Annotated in this window: 21 protein-coding genes and 1 tRNA gene; 8 read left to right on the top strand and 14 right to left on the bottom strand. The window is 69.0% G+C overall.

Annotated elements, in window-relative coordinates; all coding sequences use genetic code 11:
- Positions 1-235 precede the first annotated feature (235 nt).
- The 9 genes from JR065_RS12520 to thrS form a co-directional block, all read right to left on the bottom strand.
- Positions 236-312 (bottom strand) — tRNA-Pro (locus tag JR065_RS12520).
- Between the two features lie 92 nt (positions 313-404).
- Entirely contained in the window at positions 405-761 is a 357-nt protein-coding gene (locus tag JR065_RS12525) for a MerR family transcriptional regulator (RefSeq protein WP_009597860.1), read from the bottom strand.
- Positions 742-1,041, bottom strand: coding sequence for an integration host factor subunit alpha (locus tag JR065_RS12530; RefSeq protein ID WP_002811076.1), 300 nt, complete (start codon positions 1,039-1,041; stop codon positions 742-744). Before JR065_RS12530 ends, JR065_RS12525 begins: the two co-directional genes overlap by 20 nt.
- Positions 1,042-1,073: 32 nt before the next feature.
- Positions 1,074-3,449: a phenylalanine--tRNA ligase subunit beta gene (gene pheT, locus JR065_RS12535; RefSeq protein ID WP_206234561.1), complete on the bottom strand. Its 2,376-nt coding sequence runs from the start codon at positions 3,447-3,449 to the stop codon at positions 1,074-1,076.
- Between the two features lie 117 nt (positions 3,450-3,566).
- On the bottom strand, positions 3,567-4,562 hold the full coding sequence (gene pheS / locus JR065_RS12540; RefSeq protein WP_206234562.1) for a phenylalanine--tRNA ligase subunit alpha: 996 nt from the start codon (positions 4,560-4,562) through the stop codon (positions 3,567-3,569).
- A gap of 203 nt (positions 4,563-4,765) precedes the next feature.
- Positions 4,766-5,125 carry a 50S ribosomal protein L20 gene (rplT, locus tag JR065_RS12545; protein WP_128421688.1) on the bottom strand — a complete coding sequence of 120 codons (360 nt, stop codon included), beginning with the start codon at positions 5,123-5,125 and terminating at the stop codon, positions 4,766-4,768.
- A gap of 10 nt (positions 5,126-5,135) precedes the next feature.
- Positions 5,136-5,333 (bottom strand): 50S ribosomal protein L35, encoded by a 198-nt coding sequence (rpmI, locus tag JR065_RS12550; RefSeq protein WP_010342861.1) that lies wholly within the window; start codon positions 5,331-5,333, stop codon positions 5,136-5,138.
- A 369-nt stretch (positions 5,334-5,702) separates the two neighbouring features.
- Entirely contained in the window at positions 5,703-6,242 is a 540-nt protein-coding gene (gene infC / locus JR065_RS12555; RefSeq protein ID WP_206234651.1) for a translation initiation factor IF-3, read from the bottom strand.
- Between the two features lie 48 nt (positions 6,243-6,290).
- A complete protein-coding gene (gene thrS / locus JR065_RS12560; protein ID WP_206234563.1) occupies positions 6,291-8,210 on the bottom strand; it encodes a threonine--tRNA ligase in 1,920 nt (639 codons plus the stop codon).
- A 363-nt stretch (positions 8,211-8,573) separates the two neighbouring features.
- Here thrS and JR065_RS12565 point away from each other — a divergent pair, with 363 nt between their 5' ends.
- The 4 genes from JR065_RS12565 (at position 8,574) to JR065_RS12580 (ending at position 11,991) form a co-directional block, all read left to right on the top strand.
- Complete coding sequence (locus tag JR065_RS12565) at positions 8,574-9,641, top strand: substrate-binding domain-containing protein (RefSeq protein WP_206234564.1); 1,068 nt, start codon at positions 8,574-8,576, stop codon at positions 9,639-9,641.
- A 214-nt stretch (positions 9,642-9,855) separates the two neighbouring features.
- The gene (locus JR065_RS12570; RefSeq protein ID WP_241093594.1) at positions 9,856-10,146 is read left to right on the top strand and encodes a hypothetical protein; all 291 of its coding nucleotides are present in this window, start codon (positions 9,856-9,858) and stop codon (positions 10,144-10,146) included.
- Positions 10,146-10,409 (top strand): hypothetical protein, encoded by a 264-nt coding sequence (locus tag JR065_RS12575; RefSeq protein ID WP_206234654.1) that lies wholly within the window; start codon positions 10,146-10,148, stop codon positions 10,407-10,409. The genes JR065_RS12570 and JR065_RS12575 overlap by 1 nt, the downstream gene beginning before the upstream one ends.
- Before the next feature lie 10 nt (positions 10,410-10,419).
- Positions 10,420-11,991 (top strand): PepSY-associated TM helix domain-containing protein, encoded by a 1,572-nt coding sequence (locus tag JR065_RS12580; RefSeq protein WP_206234565.1) that lies wholly within the window; start codon positions 10,420-10,422, stop codon positions 11,989-11,991.
- 97 nt (positions 11,992-12,088) lie between these two features.
- Here the strand turns inward: JR065_RS12580 and JR065_RS12585 are convergent, their stop codons facing one another.
- Genes JR065_RS12585 through JR065_RS12595 form a run of 3 tightly spaced genes read right to left on the bottom strand, consistent with a single transcriptional unit; the run spans position 12,089 to position 17,456 of the window.
- A complete protein-coding gene (locus tag JR065_RS12585) occupies positions 12,089-13,765 on the bottom strand; it encodes an alpha-amylase family glycosyl hydrolase (RefSeq protein ID WP_429001865.1) in 1,677 nt (558 codons plus the stop codon).
- A complete protein-coding gene (locus JR065_RS12590) occupies positions 13,765-15,255 on the bottom strand; it encodes an MFS transporter (protein WP_206234567.1) in 1,491 nt (496 codons plus the stop codon). The genes JR065_RS12585 and JR065_RS12590 overlap by 1 nt, the downstream gene beginning before the upstream one ends.
- Complete coding sequence (locus tag JR065_RS12595; protein ID WP_206234568.1) at positions 15,252-17,456, bottom strand: Six-hairpin glycosidase-like protein; 2,205 nt, start codon at positions 17,454-17,456, stop codon at positions 15,252-15,254. The genes JR065_RS12590 and JR065_RS12595 overlap by 4 nt, the downstream gene beginning before the upstream one ends.
- Before the next feature lie 568 nt (positions 17,457-18,024).
- Here JR065_RS12595 and JR065_RS12600 point away from each other — a divergent pair.
- Positions 18,025-20,799 (top strand): TonB-dependent receptor, encoded by a 2,775-nt coding sequence (locus JR065_RS12600; RefSeq protein WP_206234569.1) that lies wholly within the window; start codon positions 18,025-18,027, stop codon positions 20,797-20,799.
- Between the two features lie 758 nt (positions 20,800-21,557).
- Here the strand turns inward: JR065_RS12600 and JR065_RS12605 are convergent.
- Together JR065_RS12605 and JR065_RS12610 are read right to left on the bottom strand one after the other, a co-directional pair.
- On the bottom strand, positions 21,558-23,180 hold the full coding sequence (locus JR065_RS12605; protein ID WP_206234570.1) for an alpha-glucosidase family protein: 1,623 nt from the start codon (positions 23,178-23,180) through the stop codon (positions 21,558-21,560).
- 102 nt (positions 23,181-23,282) lie between these two features.
- Positions 23,283-23,528, bottom strand: coding sequence for a hypothetical protein (locus tag JR065_RS12610; RefSeq protein WP_206234571.1), 246 nt, complete (start codon positions 23,526-23,528; stop codon positions 23,283-23,285).
- 134 nt (positions 23,529-23,662) lie between these two features.
- On the opposite strand from JR065_RS12610, the gene JR065_RS12615 reads away from it, so the two are divergent.
- From JR065_RS12615 to JR065_RS12620, 3 genes are all read left to right on the top strand, one after another.
- On the top strand, positions 23,663-24,865 hold the full coding sequence (locus JR065_RS12615) for a GAF domain-containing sensor histidine kinase (RefSeq protein ID WP_206234572.1): 1,203 nt from the start codon (positions 23,663-23,665) through the stop codon (positions 24,863-24,865).
- Positions 24,866-25,234: 369 nt separating this feature from the next.
- On the top strand, positions 25,235-25,357 hold the full coding sequence (locus JR065_RS21735) for a hypothetical protein (protein ID WP_277420147.1): 123 nt from the start codon (positions 25,235-25,237) through the stop codon (positions 25,355-25,357).
- A gap of 479 nt (positions 25,358-25,836) precedes the next feature.
- Positions 25,837-26,082: a hypothetical protein gene (locus JR065_RS12620; RefSeq protein ID WP_206234573.1), complete on the top strand. Its 246-nt coding sequence runs from the start codon at positions 25,837-25,839 to the stop codon at positions 26,080-26,082.
- The last annotated feature ends 326 nt before the right edge of the window (positions 26,083-26,408 follow it).

The raw sequence follows: 26,408 nt of genomic DNA on the forward strand, positions 1-26,408 counted from the left end.
CTACGCCGGGACGCCGGCAGATCGCACAGCGCGAAAGTCCGCGCGTCGGTCGCGCCACGCTTTCCATGCAGCTCCGCAGCGACGCCAGCTTCGCAGGCGCGACCCACGCCCGGCACAGGCGCAACCGGCACCACGCCGGCACCCTGATCGATGCCCAGGACGATGTCCGCATACGCGCCCGGCGCGCAACGAAAAACGGCTTGCGGGTTCGCCGCAAGCCGTTGTTCTTACAAATTGGTCGGGGTAGCCGGATTCGAACCGACGACCACCAGTCCCCCAGACTGGTGCGCTACCAGGCTGCGCTATACCCCGGTATTCGCTATCAAGCGAGTCCCGCCTCGCGGCGAGCTGGCGATTATAGCGGGTTTGCCCGGCGCATTCCTAGCCGCTCGGCGCCGCGGCGATCAACGCCGCAACAGCTGCAGCACTTCTTCCAGTTCCTGCCGCACCTGCTTGATGATCTGGTTGCTCAACGCCGATTCCTGGCGGGCGCCCTCGCCCTCCAGGCGCAGGCGCGCGCCGCCGATGGTATAGCCCTGTTCGTACAGCAGGCTGCGGATCTGCCGCACCATCAGCACGTCGTGGCGCTGGTAGTAGCGGCGGTTGCCGCGGCGCTTGACCGGTTCCAGGCTGGGAAACTCGGTTTCCCAGTAGCGCAGCACATGCGGCTTGACGTCGCACAGCTCGCTCACCTCACCGATGGTGAAGTAGCGCTTGGCCGGAATCGGCGGAAGCTCTCGATTACTGCCCGGATCCAGCATAAGCCTCCACTCGCTCCTTGAGCTTCTGGCCAGGACGGAAGGTCACCACCGTACGGGCCGAAATCGGAATCTCTTCGCCGGTCTTGGGATTGCGGCCGGGGCGTTGGTTCTTGCGGCGCAGGTCGAAGTTGCCGAAACCGGACAGCTTCACCTGCCGCCCCTGCTCCAGCGCATCGCGCAGCACGTCGAAGAAGGCATCGACGAATTCCTTGGCCTCGCGCTTGTTCAGCCCGACTTCGTCGAACAACCGTTCGGCCATTTCCGCTTTGGTCAACGCCATTGCCCTGCCATCCCCGTGCTACGTCCCTACGCCTAACCGCGAATCCGCGCGCCATGTTCGCGGGCCAGCGCGGCCACCGCGTCGGCGACCACCGCATCCACATCGCGATCCGTCAGAGTGCGCGAGTTGTCCTGCAAAATCAAGCCCATAGCGAGACTCTTGAAACCCGCCTCGACCCCCGGCCCGACGTAGCGGTCGAACAGCACCACCTCGCGCAGCAAGGGACCGACGGCCGCGCGCACGCTGCCGGCCAGCGCCGACCAGGCGACCGCCTCGGGCACCAGGAAGGCCAGATCGCGGCGCACCGACGGGTAGCGCGACAGCTCGGCCGCGCGCGGCAAGGCGCGTGCCGCCAGCGGCGCCAGCGCCAGCTCGAAGCCGAACACGTCGACCTCGATCTCCAGCGCACGCAGCAGGCGCGGGTGCAGCTGGCCGATCCAGCCGATGCACTCGCCGTCGCGGCAGACGTCGGCCGAACGGGTCGGATGCGCGAACGGATGCGCCGACGGGCGGAACTCCAGCCGCGCGCCGGAGGCGCTGGCCAGCGATTCGACGTCGCCCTTCAGGTCGTGGAAATCGACCTTGCGCGCCGGCAGTCCCCATTGCAGCGCCTCGGCATCGCCGCACACCGCGGCCGCCACGCGCTGCGTCTCGCGCGGGGCCGCGCCCGGTTCGGCCGCCTGGAACACCTTGCCCAGTTCGAACAGGCGCACCCGCCCGGCCTGGCGCGCGGCATTGCGACCCAGCGTCGCCACCAGCCCGGGCAGCAGCGACGGACGCATCACCGCGAGCTCGGCGCTGAGCGGATTGGCCAGCGGCACGCGCTCGTCGTGCAGTTGCCACTGGTCCAGCCAGGCGGCACCGACGAAGGCGTAGTTGATGGTCTCCAGCATCTCGCGCGCGACCAGCTGGCGGCGCACGCTCGCTTCGTCCAGCGCCGTCTCGCTGCTCATCGCGATGCGGGTGGCCCCGCCCGGCAGCGTGGTCGGCAGCCGGTCGTAGCCATGGATCCGCGCCAGTTCCTCGACCAGGTCTTCCTCGATCGCGATATCGAAGCGGCGGCTCGGCGGCGTCACCTGCCAGCCGTCGGCGGCGGCCGCGACCTGCATGCCCAGCGCGCGCAGGATGCGTTCGACCTGCGCATCGGCGATCTCGATGCCGAGCACGCGAGCGATGCGCGCGCGGCGCAGCGCGATGGCCGCCGGCGCCGGCAGGTGCTCGGGCAGCTCGGCTTCGACCACCGGACCGGCGCGGCCGCCCGCCAGTTCCAGCACCAGCCGGGTGGCGATTTCGATCGCCTGCCGCGGCAGCGCCGGGTCCACGCCGCGCTCGAAGCGGTGGCCGGCATCGGTGTGCAGGCCGAGCTTGCGCCCGCGGCCCATGATCGCCGCCGGCGCGAAATGGGCCGCTTCCAGGAATACGTTGCCGGTGCCGTCGGTGACGCGGGTGTCGTAACCGCCCATCAGCCCGGCCAGTGCGACCGCGCGGTCGTCGTCGGTGACGACCAGGAAGCTGTCGTCCAGCGCCGCGTCGCGTCCGTCGAGCAGCTTCAGCGCCTCGCCGGCGCGCGCGCGGCGCACGCCGATCGGCCCGCGCAGCGTGTCCAGGTCGAAGGCGTGCATCGGCTGGCCCAGTTCCAGCATCACGTACTGGGTGACGTCCACCAGCAGCGACAGCGGGCGCACGCCGCTGCGGCGCAGGCGTTCGGCCATCCATACCGGCGTGCTTGCGGCCGGATCGATGCCCTCGATGACGCGGCCGCAATAGCGCGGCGCCTCGGCGCCGGCGCCCAACGTCACCGGCAAGGTGCGGTCGCTGCCCGCGGCGACCGGCGCGGCGTCGAACGGCAGCACCTCGCTGGCGCAGGCGGCCGCCACGTCGTAGGCGATGCCGCGCACGCCGAAGCAGTCGGCGCGGTTCGGGGTCAGCTTGATCTCGATGCTGGCGTCCGGCAGCCCCAGGTAGTCGGCCAGCGCCTGGCCGACCGGCGCATCGGCCGGCAGTTCGAACAGCCCGGACGCGTCGCTGTCCAGGCCCAGCTCCTTGGCCGAGCACAGCATGCCGTTGGAGGCCACGCCGCGCAGCTCGGCCGCCTTGATCGCGATCCCGCCGACATTGGCGCCGACCAGCGCCAGCGGCGCGACCAGCCCGACGCGCGCGTTCGGCGCGCCGCAGACGATTTGCAGCGGCGCGCCCTGCCCGGCGTCGACCTGGCACACCTGCAGCCGGTCGGCCTGCGGATGCCGCACCGCCTCGACGATGCGCGCGACCACCACCTGCTGCAGCGATTCGCCGAGCGGCGTGACCTCTTCGACCTCCAGGCCGATGGCGGTCAGGGTCGCAGCCAGTTCGTCGCGCGAGGCCTGGGTGGGGACGTGGCTGCGCAGCCAGTTTTCAGAGAATTTCATGGTGTTTCCGGGACTCGGGACTCGGGACTCGGGACGCGGATGCAAGGACTCGCAGACAGGCGGAACGCTGACGCTTCCGCGAGTCCCGAGTCCCCAGTCCCGAGTCCCGAACGGGATTCATGCGAACTGACGCAAGAACCGCACATCGTTCTCGAAGAACGCGCGCAGGTCGTTGACGCCGTAGCGCAGCATCGCGAAGCGCTCCACGCCCATGCCGAAGGCGAAGCCGGTGTAGCGCTGCGGATCGATGCCGACGTTCTTCAGCACGTTCGGATGGACCATGCCGCAGCCGAGCACCTCCAGCCAGCGGGTGCTGCCGTCGGGCTGCTGCCAGGCGATGTCGACCTCCGCGCCAGGCTCGACGAACGGGAAGTAGCTGGGGCGGAAGCGCATCTGGAAGTCGCGCTCGAAGAACGCGCGCACGAACTCGGCCAGCGTGCCCTTGAGGTCGGCGAAGGTGGCGTGCTCGTCGACCAGCAGGCCCTCGACCTGGTGGAACATCGGCGAATGGGTCTGGTCGCTGTCGCTGCGGTAGACCTTGCCGGCGGCGATCATGCGCAACGGCGGCGCGTGCTCGCCCATGTAGCGCACCTGCACCCCGGAAGTGTGCGTGCGCAGCAGGCGGCCGTCGCCGAAATAGAAGGTGTCGTGCATCGCGCGCGCCGGATGGTGCGGCGGGAAGTTCAAGGCTTCGAAGTTGTGCCAGTCGTCCTCGATCTCCGGGCCGTCGGACAGCTCATAGCCCAGCCGCGCGAAGATCTCGGTGATGCGTTCCAGCGTGCGGGTGACCGGATGCAGGCCGCCGCGCTCGCCGCGCCGGCCCGGCAGGGTCACGTCGATGCGCTCGTCGGCCAGGCGCGCCTCCATCGCGGCGCTTTCCAGCAGCGTGCGGCGCTCGGCCAACGCGGCGGATACGGCATCGCGCGCGCGGTTGATCGCCTCGCCGGCCAGCTTGCGCTGCTCGGCCGGCAACGCGCCGAGCTGCTTGAGCTGCGCGGTGATGCTGCCGCTCTTGCCGAGCAACGCGACGCGCAACTGCTCCAGCGCGTCCGGGTCCTGCGCCGCGGCGATGTCCGCCAGCGCCTGCCCGGTCAGGGATTCGATGTCACTCATTGCACTCGCGCCTCACTTTCAGCCGAACGTCCAACCTGGTTACCGCGATCAGGGGCATCCCGATGACGGGACAGGTCCCGCGATCAGGATGCACAAAACGCAAAAAGGGGAAGGACTCGCGCCCTTCCCCTGCATGCATGTCTGCGATGGCTCCTCGTTGAAAACCCGCACATGGATGGCGGGCTCCTGCGAGGGACTCGCACTTATGCCGCCAGCGCGCCCTTCGCCTTCTCAGCCAAGGCGGCAAAGCCCTGCGCATCGTGCACGGCGATGTCCGCCAGCACCTTGCGGTCCAGGGTGATGCCGGCCTTGAGCAGGCCGTTCATGAAACGGCTGTAGCTCAGGCCGTTGATGCGGGCCGCCGCATTGATGCGGGTGATCCACAGCGAACGGAAATTGCGCTTCTTCTGCTTGCGGCCGATGTAGGCGTACTGCTGCGCCTTGATCACCGCCTGCTTGGCGACGCGGAAGACCTTGCGGCGGGCGTTGTAGTAGCCCTTGGCCAGGTTCAGAACTTTCTTGTGACGACGGCGTGCCTGGACGCCACGTTTTACTCGAGCCATGGTTCAGTCCTCAGAGGTAAGGAAGCATACGGTCAAGACGGCCTGCGTCCTCGGCACGAACATGGTTCGTCTGCCGCAGGTTGCGCTTCCGCTTGGTCGCTTTCTTGGTGAGGATGTGGCTACGGTTGGCGTGGCCGGCCTTGTACTTGCCGGAGGCGGTCTTGCGGAAACGCTTGGCCGCCGCCCGGTTGGTCTTGATCTTGGGCATTGCAATGTCCTTGATGGTGTTTTGTCACTGGTCAGGGCGGTGGGGTCGCCACGCTTTCCATCCTTGCCCGTACCTGCTTGTAAGCCCTTGATCCTCAAAGAATCCGGGCGGGTCCTGTTGCCGCCTGCACGGCAAACCCGATGAACCGGGCCGCGCATTATGCCAGGGCGGGGAATGCCTTGCAAATCATGTATTTCGATCCGGATGCCGGGACTCGGGACTCGGGACTCGAACAGGCTGCGCGGGCCGCGGGCACGCTGCAAGCGCGAGGCGGTCAACGCGGCGATCGGGAAACGCAAAGAGCAGGCGCCCGGGCGGCCGCGCTCCCGCGCGAGGCGGGGCGCGATCCTGAAGCCGCGAAAGCCGCGGTCAGCGCTTCTTCGGCGCGATCATCATCACCATCTGCCGGCCTTCCAGGCGCGGACGCGATTCGATGACGATGTCTTCGCCGAGGTCGGCCTCGATCCGGGCCGCCATCTCGCGACCGAGTTCCTGGTGGCTCATCTCGCGGCCACGGAAGCGGATGTTGACCTTGACCTTGTCGCCCTCTTCGAGGAAGCGACGCATGTTGCGCAGCTTGATCTGGTAATCGCCCTCGTCCGTGACCGGACGGAACTTGATTTCCTTGATCTCGACCTGCTTGGTCTTCTTCTTGGCTTCGTTGGCCTTCTTCTGCTGCTCGAACTTGAACTTGCCGAAGTCCATGATCTTGCAGACCGGCGGGTCGGCCTGCGGCTGGATCTCGACCAGATCCAGGCCGTCTTCCTCGGCCAGCGCCAGCGCTTCGTCGCGCGTGAGCACGCCGACCATTTCGCCGTCCGCGCCGATCACGCGAACGCGCGGGACGCGGATCTCTTGGTTCTTGCGGTTCTGTTTGTTGTCAGGGGTACTGATATTGCAATCTCCCAGGGGAATCGGATCGACGCGGCCGAAAGGCTCGGCCGCGTCGGGATGGTGTTACGCCAGCTGCTCGGCGCGCAGGCGCTCGGCGAAGGCGGAGACCGACATGGTTCCCAGATCCTCCCCCGATCGCGTCCGCACGGCAATGGCGCCGTTTTCCTTCTCGCGGTCGCCGACCACCAGCAGGTAAGGCACCCGCTGCAGCGTGTGTTCGCGAATCTTATAGCCGATTTTTTCGTTCCGCAAATCGGCCGTAACGCGGAAGCCTTGATTTGCAAGGCTTTTCCGCACACTGTCTACGTGATCGGCCTGGGCGTCGGTGATGTTCATCACGACCGCCTGCACCGGCGCCAGCCAGGCCGGGTAGGCGCCGGCGTAATGCTCGATCAGGATGCCGATGAAGCGCTCCATCGAGCCCACGATGGCGCGGTGCAGCATGACCGGGTGCTTCTTCTGGCTGTGCTCGTCGACATATTCGGCGCCCAGCCGGCCGGGCATCATGAAGTCGACCTGCATCGTGCCCAGCTGCCAGGTGCGGCCGATCGCGTCCTTGAGGTGGTACTCGATCTTCGGCCCGTAGAACGCGCCCTCGCCCGGCAGCTCCTGCCATTCCACGCCGCAGTTGCGCAGCGCCGCGCGCAGCGCGGCCTCGGCCTTGTCCCAGGTGGCGTCGTCGCCGAGGCGCTTTTCCGGGCGCAGCGCGATCTTGATCTGGATCGTGCCCTCGGCCGCCGGATCGAAGCCGAACGCCGCATACACCGCCAGCGCCTGCTGGTGGAACGCGGTCACCTCGGACTCGATCTGCTCCTCGGTGCAGAACACGTGGCCGTCGTCCTGGGTGAAGCCGCGCACGCGCAGGATGCCGTGCAGCGCGCCGGACGGCTCGTTGCGGTGGCACGAGCCGAATTCGCCGTAGCGGATCGGCAGGTCGCGGTAGCTGTGCAGGCCCTGGTTGAACACCTGGACGTGGCCCGGGCAGTTCATCGGCTTGACCGCGTAGGTGCGCTTCTCCGATTCGGTGAAGAACATGTTCTCCTGGTAGTTGTCCCAGTGGCCGGACTTCTGCCACAGCGACACGTCCAGGATCTGCGGGCAGCGCACCTCGCCGTAGCCGCTGTCGCGGTACACCTTGCGCATGTACTGCTCGACCACCTGCCAGATCGCCCAGCCCTTCGGATGCCAGAACACCAGGCCCGGCGCCTCTTCCTGCAGGTGGAACAGTTCCTGCTGCTTGCCGATGCGGCGATGGTCGCGCTTCTCGGCCTCCTCGATGCGCTTGATGTACGCGTCGAGCTGCTTCTTGTCGGCCCAGGCGGTGCCGTAGATGCGCTGCAGCTGCTCGTTCTTGGCGTCGCCGCGCCAGTAGGCGCCGGAGATGCGGGTGAGCTTGAACGCCTTGAGGAAGCGCGTGTTCGGCACGTGCGGGCCGCGGCACATGTCCACATATTCCTGGTGGTAGTACAGGCCCATCGCGGTGATGTCGTCGGCCATGTCCTCGATCAGGCGCAGCTTGTAGTCCTCGCCGCGCGCCTTGAACACCTCGATCACCTCGGCGCGCGGCGTGACCTTCTTGACCACGTCGTAGTCCTGCGCGATCAGCTCCTGCATGCGCGCCTCGATCGCCGCCAGGTCTTCCGGGGTGAACGGGCGCTCGCTGTGGACGTCGTAGTAGAAGCCCTCGGCGATGACCGGGCCGATCACCATCTTGACGTCCGGATACAGCTGCTTGACCGCGTGCCCGACCAGGTGCGCGCAGGAGTGGCGGATGATCTCCACGCCCTCCTCGTCCTTGGCGGTGATGATGCGCAGGCTGGCGTCGTGGTCGATCAGGTCGCTGGCGTCGACCAGGCGGCCGTCCACCGCGCCGGCGATGGTGGCCTTGGCCAGGCCGGGGCCGATCGACTGGGCCACGTCCATGACGCTGACAGGGTGTTCGAATTCGCGGCGGCTGCCGTCGGGGAGCGTAATCGTGATCATGGGTTCGGCAAAATGGGGGAAGCGGTGCGGGTCCGGCGCGGGCGCGCGGCGCGCCGGGAGGCGGCGCCACGCGGCGGCGGGCATACAAATAAGGCGCCACAAGGGCGCCTGCTCGGACAGCCTTGGGCGGGATTCATGCTGAGGCGATGGTAGTGCTCATGTCGCACGCTCGGCCGGCGTTGCCGCGGGCCACCCGTAGTTCCGCATTGATTGACTGGGCATAGTAAACCATAAAGGCGGGACTCGGGACTCGGGACTCGGGACTGGGGATTCGGGATTCGGGAGCGGGCTGATGGCATCCCCAGTCCCGAATCCCCGATCCCGGTCCTTCGTTGCGCCGCAGCAACGGCGCGGGCCCGCGTCGTGGCATGCTGCGCGCCTTTCCGGTACCCGCGAGCCACGTCCATCAAAGGCAAAGCCACTTCGCTCGATATCGCCTATCTGGCCGGCGTATCGCAGCCGACGGTCTCGCGCGCGCTGCGCGGCAGTCCGATGGTCAACGAGCAGACCCGGCGCAAGATCCTGGCGATCGCGCGCGAGCTGAACTACAAGGTCGACAAGCACGCCTCCAGCCTGCGCCTGCGCAACGCCGGCACGCTGGCGCTGCTGTTCTTCGAGGACCCCACGCCGGACGACTCGCTGATCAATCCGTTCTTCCACTCGATGCTGGGCTCGATCACCCGCGCCTGCGCCCGCCACGGCTACGACCTGCTGGTGTCGTTCCAGCAGCTGTCGGACAACTGGCATGCCGACTACGGCGACAGCCAGAAGGCCGACGGCCTGATCCTGCTCGGCTACGGCGACTACCTGCAGGCGCGGCAGCGGCTCCAGCACCTGGTCGAGCAAGGCACCCACTTCGTGCGCTGGGGCGCGGTGCTGCCGGACCAGCCGGGCGTGTCGATCGGCTGCGACAACTTCCAGGGCGGGCACGACATCACCGTGCACCTGCTCGGCCAGGGCTGCCGTCAGCTGGCCTTCCTCGGCCATGCGTCGAACCACTACCCGGAGTTCTTCGAGCGCTACCGCGGCCATGCGCAGGCCCTGCGCGCGGCCGGGCTGGACCCCGACCCGGCCCTGCAGGCCGACGCGATCTCCACCGAACAGTCCGGCTACGAGGCGATGCAGTCGCTGCTGGGCCGTGGCGTCGCGGTCGATGCGGTGTTCGCCGCCAGCGACCTGATCGCGGTCGGCGCGCTGAAGGCGCTGCGCGAGCACGGCCTGCGCGTACCCGACGACGTCGCCCTGGCCGGCTTCGACGACATCCCGATGGCCGCCTGCGTGGCGCCGGCGCTGTCGACGGTGCAGCAGGACACCAAGATCGCCGGCGCGGTGCTGGTGGAGACGCTGCTGGCGCAGATCGCCGGGCAGCCGGCCGCAAGCCGGACCCTGCCGGTGACGCTGTCGTTGCGGGCCTCGTCGCAGCGCGGCTGAGCCGGCGCCGCCGCGGCGGCGCATTTCCTTGTCAAACCAGAATGATTATCATCCGCGAGCATAAGCAGCGCGGCATCCGCTCGGGTTGCGCGCCACTCCACAGGAATCCGCCGATGCCCCCTGCCCGCACGCACGATACCGCCGTCTTTCCCCCTCGCCGGGCAGCGCCCGCACCGCGCCCAACCGCCACGCGGCAGGCCCGGAGCACCCCGCGATGAGCGCGGTCGTCTGGATCGGCATGGCCACCGCGCTGGCGCTGCTGTCGGCGCTGGCGCTGTATGCGGGCTCGGCGCATTGCCGGGTGCCGGCGCTGCGCCGCCTGCGCGCGCATGGCACCGCATTGGGACTGGCGCTGGCGGCGGCATCGCTGGCGCTGTGGATCGGGCGGCTGGGCGTCGGCGCCGGGCTGTGCGCGATGCTCGCCAGCTGGATGCTCGGGCTGATGCTCGCGCCGTGCCTGGGCATGCTCGGCGGCGGCGCGCCCGCCACGCGGAGCCGCGCATGATGTGGAGCCGCGGGCTGGCCGGACTGCTGCCGGGCTTCTTTCTGGCCGTGGCGCTGACCGGGCTGGTGTGCTGGCTGCCGCCGGGACCGTGGCAGCGGGCCCTGGTCCCGTCGTTGCTGGCCTTCGTGCCGCTGTGGGTGGCCGCGGCCATCGGCGCCTTCGCGTTCCGCAGCGGGCTGCGCGCGTGGATCGGGCTGAGCCTGGCCGCCGCGGCGGGCTTCGCCCTGCTGTGGGCGCTGAAGACCCTGGGCTGGGCGCAATGAGGAGATCCGCATGAAACTGCAAGCCGCCACCGTGCGCACCTTCACCGCGCTGCATACCTGGATGGGGCTGGTCGCCGGCTTCGCGCTGTTCGTCGCGTTCTATGCCGGCGCCATCACCGTGTTCCACCACGACCTGCCGCGCTGGCAGTCGCAGCAGGTGGTGCCGGTGCAGACGCTGGACGACGCGCAGCGCCTGCTGGACGGCGTGCTGGCGCGGCACCCCGATGCCAGGCAACAGCTGGGCATGCTGTTCCCGAGCACGGAGTTCCCCAAGGCGCTGATCTACTGGCCCAACGCGAAGGGCGCATGGCAGTTCGCCACGCTGGACGACCTGCAGGGCGCCCCGACCCTGCCGCAGTCCGGCCTGGCCACGCTGGTCAACGAACTGCACTACACGTTGGGCTTGCCGGTGGCCGGCGTCTACCTGATGGGCATCGTCAGCCTGCTGTACGCGGTGGCGATCGTGTCGGGCGTGATCGTCCACCTGCCGAAGCTGTTCAAGGACCTGTTCGCGCTGCGCCCGGGCCGCAATCTCAAGCAGTTCTGGCTGGACGCGCACAACGTGGTCGGCGTGCTGAGCCTGCCGTTGCACCTGATGTTCGCGGTGACCGGCGCGGTGCTGTGCCTGTCGCTGCTGCTGATGGCCGCGCTGAACCCGCTGGTCTTCGAAGGCAAGCTGCCGCAAGCCATGCCGGCGGCGATGGACACCGCGCCGGTGCGCAGCGCCAGCGGACAGCCCGCGGCGCTGGGCACGCTGGCCGACTGGAACGCGCGCGCCGTGGCCGAAGCGCGGCGGCAAGGGCTGCACGAGTTCGAGCCGGTGTACATGAAGCTGCAGCACGCCGGCGACCGCAACGCCACGGTGGAGGTCAGCGGCGAGTCGCCCGGCGCGCTCGGGCCGAACGGCGCGGTGGCGCTGGAGGCGGCCAGCGGAAAGGTCCTGGCCACCCAACTGCCCGGCCGCCGCGATGCCAACCACGCCACGCTGGCCTCGGCCTATGCGCTGCATTTCGGCGAGTACGGCAACGCGCTGGTGCCATGGCTGTACTTCCTGCTCGGCATCGGCGGTGCGTTCCTGTTCTATTCGGGCAACCTGCTGTGGATCGAGTCGCGGCGCAAGCGCCGCCAGGCGCAGCAGGGCCGCGCGCAGATCAACATGGCGCGCGCCACGGTCGGCGTCTGCCTGGGGCTGTGCGTGGCCGTTTCGGCGGCGTTCGTCGCGGTGCAGGCGCTGGAACGGCTTGCGCCCGATGCGGTGGACGCCGGTATGCGCTGGGCCTGTTTCGGCAGCTGGGCGCTGTGCGTGCTGTGGGCGGCGCTGCGCACGCCGGCGCAGGCCGCGCGCGAATTGCTGTGGGCGGCGACCGTGGTCACCGCGGCGATCCCGCTGGCGCACGGCCTGGCCAGCGGCTGGTGGATGTGGACCAGCGCCGCGGCCGGGCAATGGCCGTTATTCTGGGTCGACGGCATGGCGCTGGCGATGGCGCTGGGCTTCGCCGTGCTGGCGCGCGCCACCGCAAGGCGCGCGCGGCAGGGCGAGCCGAACAGCGTGTGGGCCGATCCGCAGCCGGCGGCGGCGTAACTCCCCCCCGTTTTTGTAGGAGCGGCTTCAGCCGCGACCGGGCGTTGCCGGTAACGCCCGGTCGCGGTTGATGGCCCGAAGCCACCCGGCGCCGCTCCTACAGTGGCGGCGCCACGCCGTCCTTGGCCGCCATCAGCCAGCCCAGCCGCGCGCGCAGGTCCGGGCGGACGATCGGCGCATCGGACAGGAACACGCGCACGCCGTGCGCCGGCACCTCGGCGCGCAGCGTGTCGGCGACCTCGATCGCACGGCCGTCGAAGCCGTCGCGCCAGGTGCCGGGCTGCAGGTAGCGGCGCACTTCCAGCGTGCGCGGCGCATCGCCCTTGTTCAGCAGCACCAGCGCGGTCTGGGTACGCCCCTGGTGCTGGAACACGCGGTAGAACACCGCTTCCTCGCCGGCCAGGCGCAGGTTGAGCTGCAGCCCGCGCTGCAGCGCCGGGCTGCGTTGCCGCAGTGTGGCGATGCGCTGCAACGGCGCGAAGATCGGGCTCCGCACCGCGCCATCCACGCGCTGCTGGCCGAAGTAGTTGCGGTTGCCGGCGTGCTCGGCGCGGCCGCGCATGAAGCCGGTTTCCGAGCCGTAGTAGATCACCGGGATGCCGCGCGCGGTGAACAGCCAGTTGTGCGCGTCGATGAAGCCGCTGTCGCTGGCGTCCAGCCGGGCCATGTCGTGGTTGTCGTAGAAGGTCATCAGCTCGTACGGGTTGGCGTACGGGCCGCGCTCCAGGTACAGCGGGACCTGCAACTGCTCGAAGCCGCGTTGCGCGTGGCCGAATACCGATTCCAGCGCCTGCTTCAACGGGAAATCCAGCACGCTGACCCCGGCGTTGCGCGGCCAGGTATGCCCGGCGATCTTGCGCGCGTCGTAGTCGAAGGCCTCGCCGAACATGAACATGCCGGGGCGCCGCGCGCGGATGCGGCGCACGAATTCGTGCCAGAAGCCGTCGGGCATCCAGCCGATGGTGTCGATGCGGAACGCGTCGGCGCCCTGCTCCAGCCATTGCGCATAGGCGCCGACCAGGTACTCCATCACCGCCGGATTGCGTTCGTTGAAGTCCGACAGCTCGGCCAGGCCGCCGCCGGTGTTGTAGAACGCGTGCAGCGGGTTGTGCGCCGGATCCAGCTTCGGCGGCGGCAGGTTCTGGTGGTCGGCGATGAGCGTGCCGTCGCGGTCGAACAGCTGGCCGAACATCGGCTGCCGCCTGGGCATCGTATAGGCCGGCGAGCCGTGGTTGCCGACGATGTCCAGCACCACCTTCAGTTGCTGCGCGTGCATGGCCCGGGTGAAGCCGGCGAAATCCAGGCCCGGGCTGGGCAGATGCTCGTCGAGCTTGTAGAAGTTGACGCCCCAGTAGCCGTGGTAGCCGGTCTTGCCGCGGTCGCTCAGCGAGCTGCCCCAGGTGATCGGCTTGCCGCCGGTGAACGCCTGGTCCGGGTTGTCGACGATGGGGGTGATCCACACCGCGCTGAAGCCCAGATCGCGGATGTAGCCGGCGTTGTCGGCCACGCCCTTGAAGTCGCCGCCGAGGTAGCCGATGTTGTCGCTCTCGCCCGGCGGCGCCGGCAGCGGGATGTCGAAGGTGCGGTGCGCGCCGCCCTGGTCGCGATGGTCGTTGCCGGGATCGCCGTTGACGAAGCGGTCGGTGACCACGAAATAGACCGCGTCGCTGGCGAACGGTTCCAGCGTGCCGTAGTACTCGGCCGGGGCCTGCGCATGCGCCGCCTGCGCGGCGGACAGCGCGGCAGACAGCGCCAGGGTCGAACACTTCCGCATCATTGCCTCGCTCCGTTGTCGGCCGGCACCCGCAGCATGCACAGCGCCGCCAGCAGCAGGCTGCCGCCGCCGATCGCCAGTGCGTAGAGCGGCTGCCCGCCGAGCCAGTGCTTCAACACGAACCCGAGCACGCTGGCGGCGACCAGTTGCGGGATCACGATGAAGAAATTGAAGATGCCCATGTACACGCCCATCTTGGCCGCCGGCACGCTGCCGGACAGCATCGCGTACGGCAGCGACAGGATCGACGCCCAGGCGAAGCCGACGCCGAGCATCGACAGCAGCAGCCACTGCGGATCGCGAACCCACAGGAACGACAGCAGCCCGGCCGCGCCCAGGCACAGGTTGAGCTGGTGGCTGGCGCGCAGGCCGAGCCGGCGCACCAGCAGCGGAATGGCCATCGCCGCCAGCGCGGCGAAGCCGTTGTACGCGCCGAACAGCACGCCCACCCAGTTGGCGCCCTCGTTGTACGCGGCCGAGGCGGCGTCGCTGGCGCCGTAGTGCGTGCGCGTCACCGCGGCGGTGGTGTAGATCCACATCGCGAACAGCGCGAACCACGAGAAGAACTGCACCCATGCCAGGCGCCGCATCGCCGGCGGCATCGCCTGCACGTCGCGCATGATCGCCGCCAGCATGCGCGTGTGGCGCAGCCGCGGGGCCAGCCATTGCAGCAGCCCGTAGCCGGCGAACAGGCCGGCCAGCACGTACAGCATGCGGTCGCCGCCGTGCCAGGCGATCGCCGCCGCGCCGGCCAGGCCCAGCGCCAGCCAGATCGCCGCCGCAGCGTCCGAGCGCGGCGCCGCCGCGCGCTCGTCGACCAGCGGCGGCGGCGCGTCGTCGAAGCCCTGCAGCGTCTCGGGCGGATACTCGCGCGTGCTCAGCACGGTCCATAGGATCGACCCGAACAGCACCGCGCCGCCCAGGTAGAACGCATAGCGCACCGTGGCCGGCACTTCGCCGGCGGCGGCGGTATTGCTGACGCCCCATTTGGCCAGCAGCCACGGCAGCAGGCTCGCCACCACCGCGCCGACGCCGATGAAGAAGCTCTGCATCGCGTAGCCGCCCGCGCGCTGCCGCGGCGGCAGCTGGTCGCCGACGAATGCGCGGAACGGCTCCATCGACACGTTGATCGACGCGTCCAGGATCCACAGCGTGCCGGCGGCGATCCACAACGTCGGCGAGTTCGGCATCGCCAGCAGCGCCAGCGTGGTGAACAGCGCGCCGAGCATGAAGTACGGGCGGCGCCGGCCGAAGCGGTTCCAGGTGCGGTCGGACAGGTAGCCGACGATCGGCTGCACGATGAGCCCGGTCAGCGGCGCGGCGATCCACAGGCCCGGCACCTGTTCCATGTCCGCGCCGAGGGTCTGGAAGATGCGGCTGGCGTTGGCGTTCTGCAGGGCGAAGCCGAACTGGATGCCGAGGAAACCGAAGCACATGTTCCAGATCTGCCAGAACGACAGCGCCGGCTTGGCCGGGCGCACGGCGCTCATTCGTGCCCCTTGTCGCCGGCGGCGGGCGCGATCAGCAGCGCGGCGACCGCGGCGTCGTTGACCACGCCGTCGGCACCGCCGGCGCCGCCGGTGTAGCGCGCGAAGTGCTGCAGCGCGCTCATGTTGGCAGCGCCCACCAGGTCGATGCGGCAGGCCTGGCCGGCCTGCAGCACGAACTCGGCCGCGGTGGATTCCTGCTCGCCGACGCTGTGCGGCATCACCACCGGCCTGCGCTGCGGCGTGGCGCCGGCGCATTGCAGCTGCAGCTGCTTCACCGCCGCGGTGACGCCGGTATTGATCGGCCCGTGCGCATTGGCGTAGCGCAGGCTGAGCCGATAGCGGCCGTCGCGCGGCGGCGTCCAGTGCCAGGCGTCGGCGCCGTCCAGGCGCGACGTCTCGCCGACGCACACGCTGGGGCTGTGCAGCGATTCCCACTGCGGCGAGCGCCGGGTCAGGCTCAGGCACTGCACCTGCGCGCGCAGCGGCAGACGTGCCCCGTCGGCACGGCCCGGCAGGCGCTCGCCGTCGACGTACAGCACCGTGTCGGCCGCAGCAGCGGAGACGCGCCAGCCCTGCCCGTCGCGCCGCAGCACCGGCGCGGGCGGCGCAGCCGGCGCGAAGGCGTGTTCGGCGGCGATGCGCCGCAACGGCAGCGGCTGCGTGCGCCGGCCGGCCAGCTGCACCGTGGTCACGCCGTCCTGGGTCGTCGTCTCGCCGGCCACCAGCAGGTCGCCGTCGATCCGCGTCGGCCGCACCAGCACGATGCGCCGCTCGCCGGCTTGCAGCGCGATCTGGCGCCGCTCGCCGAACAGCATCGGCACCAGGCTCGCCGGCAGCTTCGGCAGCACCGCGCCGTCGTCCTGCACGCCGAACACGCCCTCGCCCACCATCGCCAGGTAGCCGGCCACCGACCACAGCTGCCGCGGCGAATTGACCACCGGACCGCTGAGCGCACCATCGTCCACGTGTACGGCCTGGCTCAGGAACTCGTAGTTCTCCATGTTCGAACCGGCCAGCGCGGCGCCGCGCATCAGCGACTGCACCTCGAAGGCGATGCGCGCACTGTCGTCGGTATGCCGCGCCGCGCGCAGCGCATAGGCGCTGACGAACGGCCACAGCGCGCGGTTGTGGTAGATCGGCACGCCGGGCTGCTGCGGCCAGATCACCGGGCTGCCGGCCTCGACCACCGGATAGCGCGCCAGCGCCGCGCGCGCGCGCGCCGGCGGCAGCACGTCGGCCAGCACCGCCAGCGACAGGCCGAGCAGGTCGTAGCTCTCGTACGCCACCGGGTGCTCGGCGCTGCCGATATAGCTCATGTAGGTGCCGCGGTCCTCGCGCCAGAAGCGCTGCGCGATCGCGCGCTTGAGCTGCTCGGCCCAATCGGCGTAGCGCGTGGCGGCGGCATCGTCGCCCTGCTCCCGCGCCAGCCGCTCGCCCAGGCGCAGCGCCTGGTAGTGCAGCACGTTGGTCGACAGCGCGAAGGAGCCGGCGATGAAGCGCACGTCGTCGCGGGTCCACGCCGGATAGGTCTGCTCGCGCCAGTCCAGGAACGAGGTCTCGCCGCGGTACAGGCCGATGCGCGCGTCGAACGCGAACGCGCGGTCCTGCGCCAGCGTCGCGGCGAGCGCCGCGCGGGTGTCGGCGGCGAAGCCCGGATCGTCGAGCAGGTGGCGCGCGGCCAGGAACCACACCACGCGGTCGCTGCTGACCGGCCAACTGCCGCCCGAGCCGGTGTCCTGGGCCACGAACAACCCCGGCAGCGCAGCGTCGCCGCGCATCGCCGACAGCTTGAAGCGCAGCGAACGGCGGGTGCGCTCGGGATCGAGCCGGGCCAGCGCCAGGTCGGCGGCATAGCTGACGTCGCGGGTCCACACGTAAGGCCAGCGCTCGCCGGTCTGGTAGCAGTCGCACGGCAATGGCCGGCCGTGGTCGAAGGCGGGATCGCGGATCGCGTCCACGCGATCGTCGGCCAGTTCCTGCTGCGCGAGCGCGAACAGCGCATCGAACATCGCGCTGGCGGTGTCGCTGCGCATCGGCTGCGGCGGCAGGCGCCGCTCGCCGGCGGGAAAGCGCAGCACGAAGCCGCCATCGGCCAGGGCCTGGGCATGCGCGCGGCGGCCGTCGAATTCGAGGTCCGCCGCAGCCGCGGGCGGACCCGCCGCGGCACCCAACGCCGCGGCCAGGCAGATCATCTTCAGCATCGAAGCGGCGGACCGGCTTGCGCCCGTCGGCCTCCCTCCCTCTTTGCTCGCGTTGTGGTTGCGCCTCGCCGACAAAGCCGGCGCCGCGGTCGCGGCCCCTCCCTCAAGGGTGCCTCGGGCCATGGTAGACGCGTCGGGCGCCGCCGCGCACAGCTGCATACGTATTCATCGCGGCGGCGGCGGACGCGCGCTGATCGCGCTGCCGCGCCGGGCCCTCGCGCTCGCGCAGCGCCGCGAGCGGGCAGTCGCCTAGCGGTGGTGAACCCTGCCGGCACGAGCACCGGATACGCCGCGACGCGGCGGCCGGTCCACGCACGACAAGACCCCTGGCATGCGGGCGCACCACGCGCGCGCCTCGCTTCGCCTCGCGCGCTGCCATGGGCCGCGTGGAAGCGATTCCAGCGTCGTGCGCGCCATTGAATACGTATGCAGACCGCGTTCGCGGCGGAGCGTCGTGTCTACCATAGGTTGCAGTCGCCGACGCCGGAACGGCTGCGCGATAACAACAAGCCAGCCGATCCGCTGGACCAGAAAAACTTGCATCACCAACATTGCCTGGGAGGGGAAAATGTTGAACCACAAGCGCAATGCGCTGACCATCGCTCTGGCTGTAGCCATGACGCCCATGCTGGCGTCGGCGCAGACCGACATCCAGGGCCAGACCACCGAGACCGCGTCGCAGAACCCGGTGACCGAACTGGACAAGGTCGAGGTGACCGGCATCCGCCGCGGCATCGAGAACGCCATCGCCATCAAGCAGGACGCCACGTCCATCGTCGAGGCGATCTCGGCCGAGGACATCGGCAAGCTGCCCGACGTGAGCATCGCCGAATCGCTGGGCCGCCTGCCCGGCCTGGCCGCGCAGCGCGTGGCCGGCCGCGCCCAGGTTATCAGCGTGCGCGGCCTGTCGCCGGACTTCGCCACCACCCTGCTCAACGGGCGCGAGGTGGTCAGCACCGGCGACAACCGCAGCGTCGAGTTCGACCAGTACCCGTCGGAACTGGTCAACGGCGTGACCGTGTACAAGACCCCCGACGCGGCGCTGGTCGGCCAGGGCCTGTCGGGCACCATCGACATGCAGACCGTGCGCCCGCTGAGCTTCCCCGAGCGCGTGATCGCGGTCAGCGGGCGCCTGCAGAAGAGCTCGCTGGGCGAAGCGGCCGATGTCGACGAGTTCGGCAACCGCTTCAGCGCCAGCTACATCGACCAGTTCTTCGACAAGACCCTGGGCATCTCGATCGGCTACGCGCACAGCGACAACCCGATCCAGGAGAACCAGGTCGGCCTGTACGAGCCGTGGACCACCGAGCACACCGATGCCGGCAACCGCCCCGGGCTGGCCGCGGGCACCTACTTCTCCGACGGCATCAAGGCCTTGCGCCGCACCGGCAACAACAAGCGCGACGGGGTGATGGCCACCGTGCAGTTCCGTCCGTCCAACGCGTGGACCAGCACCTTCGATGCGTTCCACACCGAAGCCGAGCAGATCGACACCGCCAACCAGTTCGAGCTGAGTCTGAGCGGCAATGGCGAGGATTCCAGTGACCCCAACTCGATCCTGCCGATTTTCAGCAATGTCGGACGCAATGCTAACGGCACCTTCACTGGCGGCACCATTTCCAACGCGTATCCGTTGGTTCGGGGCATGTACAACAGGCGCAAGGACAAGATCGACGCGTTCGGCTGGAACAACGAGTTCAATCTCGGCAGCGTGAAGCTCGTCGCCGACCTGAACTACTCGAAGGCCACCCGCAACGAGACCAACCTGGAGAACAACCTCCAGCTTATTCCGCGCCCGCAGTTCGATACCGTCGGCGTCTCGGTCAGGCCCAACGGCTTTTCGCAGATCACCCCCGGGCTGGACTACTCCAACCCCGACGCGTTGTTCCTGACCAACACCATCTACGGCTCCGGTTACGGCAAGGTGCCGCAGGTCGAGGATCGCCTGAAGGGCGGCAAGCTGGCCGCGACCCTGCCGATGCCCGAAGCGCTGTCCTGGTTCACCGACCTCGACGTGGGCGTCAACTACGCCGACCGGCGCAAGCAGAAGACCCAGGCCGAAGGCAACATCCTGCTCGGCGCGCAAGGCGACTCCAATATCGCCGCCGACCTGCAGTACGACCCGGTCAACCTGGGCTTCGCCGGCATCGGCTACATCCCCGCCTGGAACGTGCCGGCCGCGGTCGGGCGTTACATGGTGTTCGAACCGGTCACCGACCTGGACTACCTGATCCCGAAATCGTGGACGGTGCAGGAGAAGATCACCACCGCCTGGCTGCGCGCCAACATCAACACCGACATCGGCGAAGTCGGCGTGCGCGGCAACATCGGCGTGCAGATGCAGCACACCGACCAGAGTTCGCAGTCCAACTACTTCGACCGCTCGCGCCCGGACGGCCAGAACGTGCTGCCGATCGACGCCGGCAAGACCTACAACGACTGGCTGCCGAGCCTGAACCTGGCCTTCATGTTCCCGCACCAGCAGACGCTGCGCTTCGCCGCGGCCAAGCAGGTCGCGCGCCCGCGCGTGGACCAGATGCGCGCCGGGCTGGAGTTCGGCGTCGACACCTCCACCGGCAGGCCCGGCGGCAGCGGCGGCAATCCGCTGCTGGACCCGTGGCGCGCCACCGCGCTGGACCTGTCCTACGAGAAGTACTTCGGCGAGAAGGCCTACGTGGCCGCGGCGATCTTCTACAAGGACCTGAAGAGCTACGTCTACACGCAGTCGCGCGACGACTACGACTTCTCCGACCTGGTCGAAAGCTACGTGGTGCCGCCGGGCATGACCGTCCCGGTGCAGACCATCGGCACCTTCTCCTCGCCGCAGAACGGCAAGGGCGGCACCCTGCGCGGCCTGGAGCTCACCGCGTCGCTGCCGCTGGACATGCTGGCCGACAGCCTGCGCGGCTTCGGCGTGCAGGCCAGCGCCACCTTCAACGACAGCGACATCGAAATCCTCGACCCGGAAAGCGCCTCCAGCGTGGGCTCGGATCCGATCAGCCTGCCGGGCCTGTCCGACCGCGTGTACAACTTCACCGCCTACTACGAGCGCCACGGTTTCGAAGCCCGCGTCAGCCAGCGCAGGCGTTCGGACTTCATCGGCGAGATCGGCAACTTCAACGGCAACCGCACCCTGCGCTACGTGGTCGGCGAGAGCGTCACCGATGCGCAGGTCAGCTATACCTTCGGCGACGGCAGCACCCTGCGCGGGCTGACCTTGCTGCTGCAGGCGAGCAACCTGACCAACGAACCCTACCGCACCTACGCCGCCAGCAAGGACCGTCCGCTGGAGTACATGGAGTGGGGCCGCACCTACATGCTCGGCGCGAACTACAAGTTCTGATCTGACCGCGGCATCGAGCAGCAGCGAGCCCGCCGGGTGACCGGCGGGTTTTTGCTTTTGCGCGGGTGCCGCGGCTGACGCGTGCGGCGTGCGGCGCGGTCGTGTGCCTGGAGAGAAGCGACCGGTGGCGGGCAGCGGCGCAGATACACGGTATCGGGACCGCAGGGGTCAATGCAGGGGACTGTTCCGCCTCTTTCGGCACCGGCCGCGATCACCAGGCATCCGAATCCTAAAGAAGCGCTTCGGACGGCTCGGCCATCGTGGTGACAGGCGTTGCCAACGACTCGTCGCGACTGAAGTCGCTCCCGCAGGATTGCTTGAGCCCGCACCGTTGTCGTTGCTATTACCATCATCGTGGCCAGGCCCGACAGGCCGCGACGGATGGCCGAGGCCACCCGGCCCCGCTCCTACAGGGAGCGGGAATCGCCGCGGCGTCCGTAAGCACGGGCTCCTACAGTGCATCGCCCCAAGGCCTGCGGATGGGTACGTGTGGGCCAGACCGCACCGCACACGATCTCGCCAAGCGGCGGCACGCAGAGCGCTGTCGGCAAGGTGCAGCCAAGGGCGAGTCATGCCCTTCCAGCGGCGAATCGTGGGACGTAGACGGCACCGGCCATGGCGCACAGCCATAGCCACAGGCGACGGCACGCGTCTCCCGATAACTGAAGGGCCGACACCTCATCACCGGCAGCACGCGCGATCCGCGCATGGCCGTTGCCCCGGCCGCCGCGTAGCCGAGGCGCGGCGCGCAAGCGCGATCAGGCCGGCACCGATCGCCGTGCGAAGAAGGCCGCGTAGGCAGGAAGATGCAGGCGTTCGCCGTCGCGCTCGCCCGCCACCGGGCCCGGCACGTCCAGCAGCTGCCACTGGCCGGCCGGCAGGGTCGTGGTGGCAGGCACCGCGGACAGGTTGAACGCCGCCAGCACCGACTCGCCCGCCACTTCGCGAGTGAACATGAGCACCGGCTCCGGGGTCTCTACGAACGCAATCGAACCGGCGACCAAAGCGGGCTGCAAGCGGCGCCAGGCCAGGAAGGCCTTGAACGCGTGCAGCACCGAATCCGGATCGCGCTCCTGCGCCTGCACCGACAGCGCGCGGTGCGCGTCGGGAATCGGCAACCACGGCGTGCCGGCGGTGAAGCCAGCCTGCTGTGCGTCGCTCCACGGCATCGGCGTGCGGCATCCGTCGCGCCCCTTGAAGGTCGGCCAGAAGGTGATGCCGTACGGGTCCTGCAACGCCTCGAACGGTACTTCCGCCTCGCCCAGGCCGAGTTCCTCGCCCTGGTACAGGCATACCGAGCCGCGCAGCGAACACAGCAGCGCCACCAGCATCCGCGCCAGCGCCGGCGGCGCGGTGGGACCGCCCCAGCGGGTGACCGCGCGGGCCACGTCGTGGTTGGACACCGCCCAGCATGGCCAGCCCTCGGTCATCGCCGCCTCCAGCCGCGACACCGTGCCGCGGATGTAGGCGGCGCTGAAATCCTCGACCAGCAGCTCGAAGCTGTAGCCCATGTGCAAGCGGCCGTGTGCGGTGTACTCGGCGGTGGTGGCGAGCGAATCCTCGGAGGAGATCTCGCCCAGCGTCACCGCGCCTGGGTAGCGGTCCACGACGCCGCGCAGGCGCTCGAGAAAGGGCAGGTTCTCCGGCTGGGTGTTGTTGTAGTAGTGGTACTGGTACGCGTAGGGGTTGTCCGCGCTGAAGCCGCGGCCGACGCGCTTTTCCTCCGGCTTGGAGGGGTTGTCGCGCAGCTGCGCGTCGTGGAAGCAGAAGTTGATCGCGTCCAGACGGAAACCGTCGACCCCGCGCGCGAGCCAGAATTCCACGTTGTCCAGCGTGGCCTGCTGCACCTGCGGATGGTGGAAATTCAGGTCCGGCTGCGACGACAGGAAGTTGTGCAGGTAGTACTGCGCGCGCCGCGGCTCCCATTGCCAGGCCACGCCGCCAAACAGCGACATCCAGTTGTTGGGCGGCGTGCCGTCCTCGCGCGCGTCGGCCCACACGTACCAGTCGGCCCTGGGATTGTCGCGGCTCTGACGGCTTTCCTTGAACCAGGCATGCTCTATCGAGGTGTGGCTGAGGACCTGGTCGATCATCACCTTCAGGCCCAGCGCATGCGCCTTGGCCAGCAGCCGGTCGAAATCCTGCAGCGTGCCGAACAGCGGATCCACCTCGCGATAGTCGGCGATGTCGTAGCCGAAATCGGCCATCGGCGACTTGAAGAACGGCGAGATCCAGATCGCATCCACGCCCAACGCGGCGATGTAGTCCAGCCTGCTTTCGATGCCGGGCAGATCGCCGACGCCGTCGCCGTTGGCGTCTAGGAAACTGCGCGGATAGATCTGGTAGATCACCGCACCGCGCCACCATGGAGCCTGTGTCATGGAATGCCCCTCCCGGGCAGGTAAGCGCACACGAACGCGGGTGCGGAAAGCCGCGCTAGATTACCGTCGAAGCGTCGGCCGCGACGCTGGCTGCATACGTATTCAAACCGCGTGCGGCACCGCATACGCCGGCAGGCGGCGTACATCGGCGCGTGGGGTGATGGGCGACGAGTTCGCCGGCGCATCGCGCCGCCACGACGGCGACGATTTGCCGACCGCACGGGCGCAGCCGGCGAATCGCCACCGCGCGACGATGACCGGCGCTGCGCACAGCGTCGGCAGCCCGACGCATGGGGAATCGCCCGCGCCGCGCACGTGCCGGTCGATGTATAGCCACTCGATCGGCACGACGCGCTTCGCCGCCGAGCGCCGTCCCAACCCATGTGCTGGCGGTGGGTTCCCGCTGCCGGCAGGCGCGTGCCCACGCTGGGCCGGCCGGCCCCATGCACTTGCCACCAAGGCGGGCCGTGTACCATTGCGCGATGCCGACCCGAGCCCGTCCCGTCGTTCCGGATCCCGACCTGGAACGGGATATCGCCGCCATCGGCAGGATCGCCGCCGTCCCCACCATCCTGCAGGTGGTGTCGCGCACCACCGGCATGCGCTTTTCGGCCGTGGCACGGGTCACCGAGACCACATGGACCGCCTGCGCCGTATACGACCAGATCGCGTTCGGGCTGGCGCCGGGCGGCCAGTTGCAGTTGGAGTCGACCATCTGCAACGAGATCCGCCAGAGCGGCAACGCGGTGATCTTCGCGTCGGCCTCGACCGATCCGGTGTTCTCGCAACACCACACGCCGAAGCTGTACGGCTTCGAGAGCTACGTGTCGGTGCCGATCCGCCGGCCCGACGGCAGCTTCTTCGGCACGCTGTGCGCGCTGGATCCGCTGCCGGCGAAGATCGACGACGACACCCTGGCCATGCTGGACCTGTTCGCCCAGCTCATCGGCGCGCACCTGGAAGCCGAGGACCGCGTCCTGCAGCGCGACACCGCGCTGGCCGATGCCGAAGCCACCGCGCAGCTGCGCGAGGAGTTCATCGCCGTGCTCGGCCACGACCTGCGCAATCCGCTGCAGTCCATCATGTCCGGCATCGAGCTGCTCGACGGCGCCGCGCAGGGCGCGCGCGAAGGCAAAGTGCTGGACTACATGCGCAAGAGCGCGCTGCGCATGTCCGAACTGATCGACAACATTCTCGATTTCGCCCGCGGCCGCCTCGGCGGCGGGTTGTCGGTGGCGAAGGTCGAAGAGCGCGAACTGTCGCGCTACCTGGAACAGGTGGTGTCGGAGATCCGTGCCGGCTACGCCGACCGCGAGCTGCAGACCCACTGGCGCCTGCAGTTGCCGGTGCACTGCGATCCGGACCGCGTCTCGCAACTGCTGGGCAACCTGGTCGCCAACGCGGTGCTGCACGGCGATCCGGCGGTGCCGGTGACGATCACCGCGGTCAGCGATGCCCGTGGCTTCGAACTGAGCGTGCACAACGGCGGGCATATACCGCAGTCCAAGCAGGCGCAGCTGTTCCGGCCCTTCGCGCGCGCGCAGCTGGATCGCAACGAACCCGGCCTGGGCCTTGGCCTGTACATCGTCGCGGAGATCTCGCGCGCGCACGGCGGCACGGTCTCGGTGCAGTCGACGCCGGAAACCGGCACCCGCTTCGTGTTCAACCTGCCGGCGACCGCCTGAGCCGGCCCGCGGGCGGCGATGGATCCGCCGCAGCATCCGGCGCGTGCGCGGGAGGCCGGCACCCTGACACGCCGCCATGTCAGCCCGGCTCGCAGGAGCCCCCTCCCGGCTTGGCCTCGTGCCCCGCTCTGACCAGGCGCCGGACATCGAGCGTCTAGGGGGCGTCCGCGCCCAATCGTGCAAGTCTCCGCACGACTTTGCGGCGCGCAAGCCGGCCAGAGCTACCGGCTGGATCCCACGAAAATACAGCCGCTATCACAATTGAATGCGTTAAGACAGACGCAGCGCCTGGAGGCTTGCTTTTCGATGGCATTTGTCTACATTTAGAGACAGAGCGCGGAGGGAGCGCTCCCGGGGGAGAAGACCGAGATGAAGCTGATCCGAGCATACGAGCGGCAGGTCAAGACATTGATCTTGCTGGGCTACGCCGGTTGCGCCGGCTTTGGGTTCTGGGTGCTGGTGCTGCATCGGGCGGCCACGCAAGGCGCCTGATCGCAGCCAGCCCAGCGCGACATTCGCTGCGTCCGACAGCGTGACCCCATCGCCTGGCTCGGCCTGGGCGAACGTGTCGCTGCCGCCCAGCGTCAACCACGGCCGAAGCAGCGTCCGGCTTCGAGGGCCGTCAGGACCTCGTTTTTCGACCTGCGATGCGCATGCCGCCAACAAGGCCTCGATGGGCGTGCCGGGCGATGTCGTGCCGGGGATAGTAAACCGGTTGCGAACACGACCACCGCGTCAACGCGTAGCGGATCGAGTGGCGGTCAAGGCATTTGGCCAGCAGGGACCTGCGCACCCTAAATGCGGTCGCCACTGGCGGCGGCGGTACAGCGTGGCCCATACCGAGATGTACCAGTGAAGTACGCCACCGGCAATGCGCCGCATGGTCATCCACACCATTTATGAACTCGTTTATCAAACAGTCAAGTCGCCCCCGCTAGCCTGCCGGCACATCCTGGAAAGGAGACGCCGATATGATTCTGGAAACGAATCAGTTCGAGCTGCTCGCAGTACGGTGGATGCGCGACGCCGGCGCAACGGCCGAGTCCACCGAAAGCCGGATATCCGAGATCGACGTGCGCTGCAAGGGCTGCAGCCACCGCTGGAGCGCAGGCGCGCGCGGCGACCACGCATTCGCCGATGCCAGGGGCAACCTGGTGCTCACCTGCCCTGGCTGCAATGCCGCCGAAGATGTCATGGGCAGATACGCGAATGGTTGAGCCGCCGCGGCGGCTTGTTCATCGAAGTGGCGCGCTGGGCGGTCATTGAGCGCGGCGCGGTAAAGGAAGGCCGTTTGCCTGAGACCCGCAGGCCCTGGATCATTTGCCACTCCCGGACGCGGGCAAGGCGATATGGACGTCTCGATATGGCGGCGGGCTTCCGGACGACGGAGCCCGCGATCATCTCCCATCGCTACCCACGGGACGCCTGGAGCATCTGGCGACGGGTTACTTGCCGCGCAAGCGCAAAGCAGCGCTACCGCGGACTATTGCTCTTGCCTTCCAGGCAGGCTAAGATTCGCGCCCCTGCAGCGGTCTGTCCGCCG

It is taken from the genome of Xanthomonas sp. (assembly GCF_017163755.1).
Lineage (GTDB): Bacteria > Pseudomonadota > Gammaproteobacteria > Xanthomonadales > Xanthomonadaceae > Xanthomonas_A.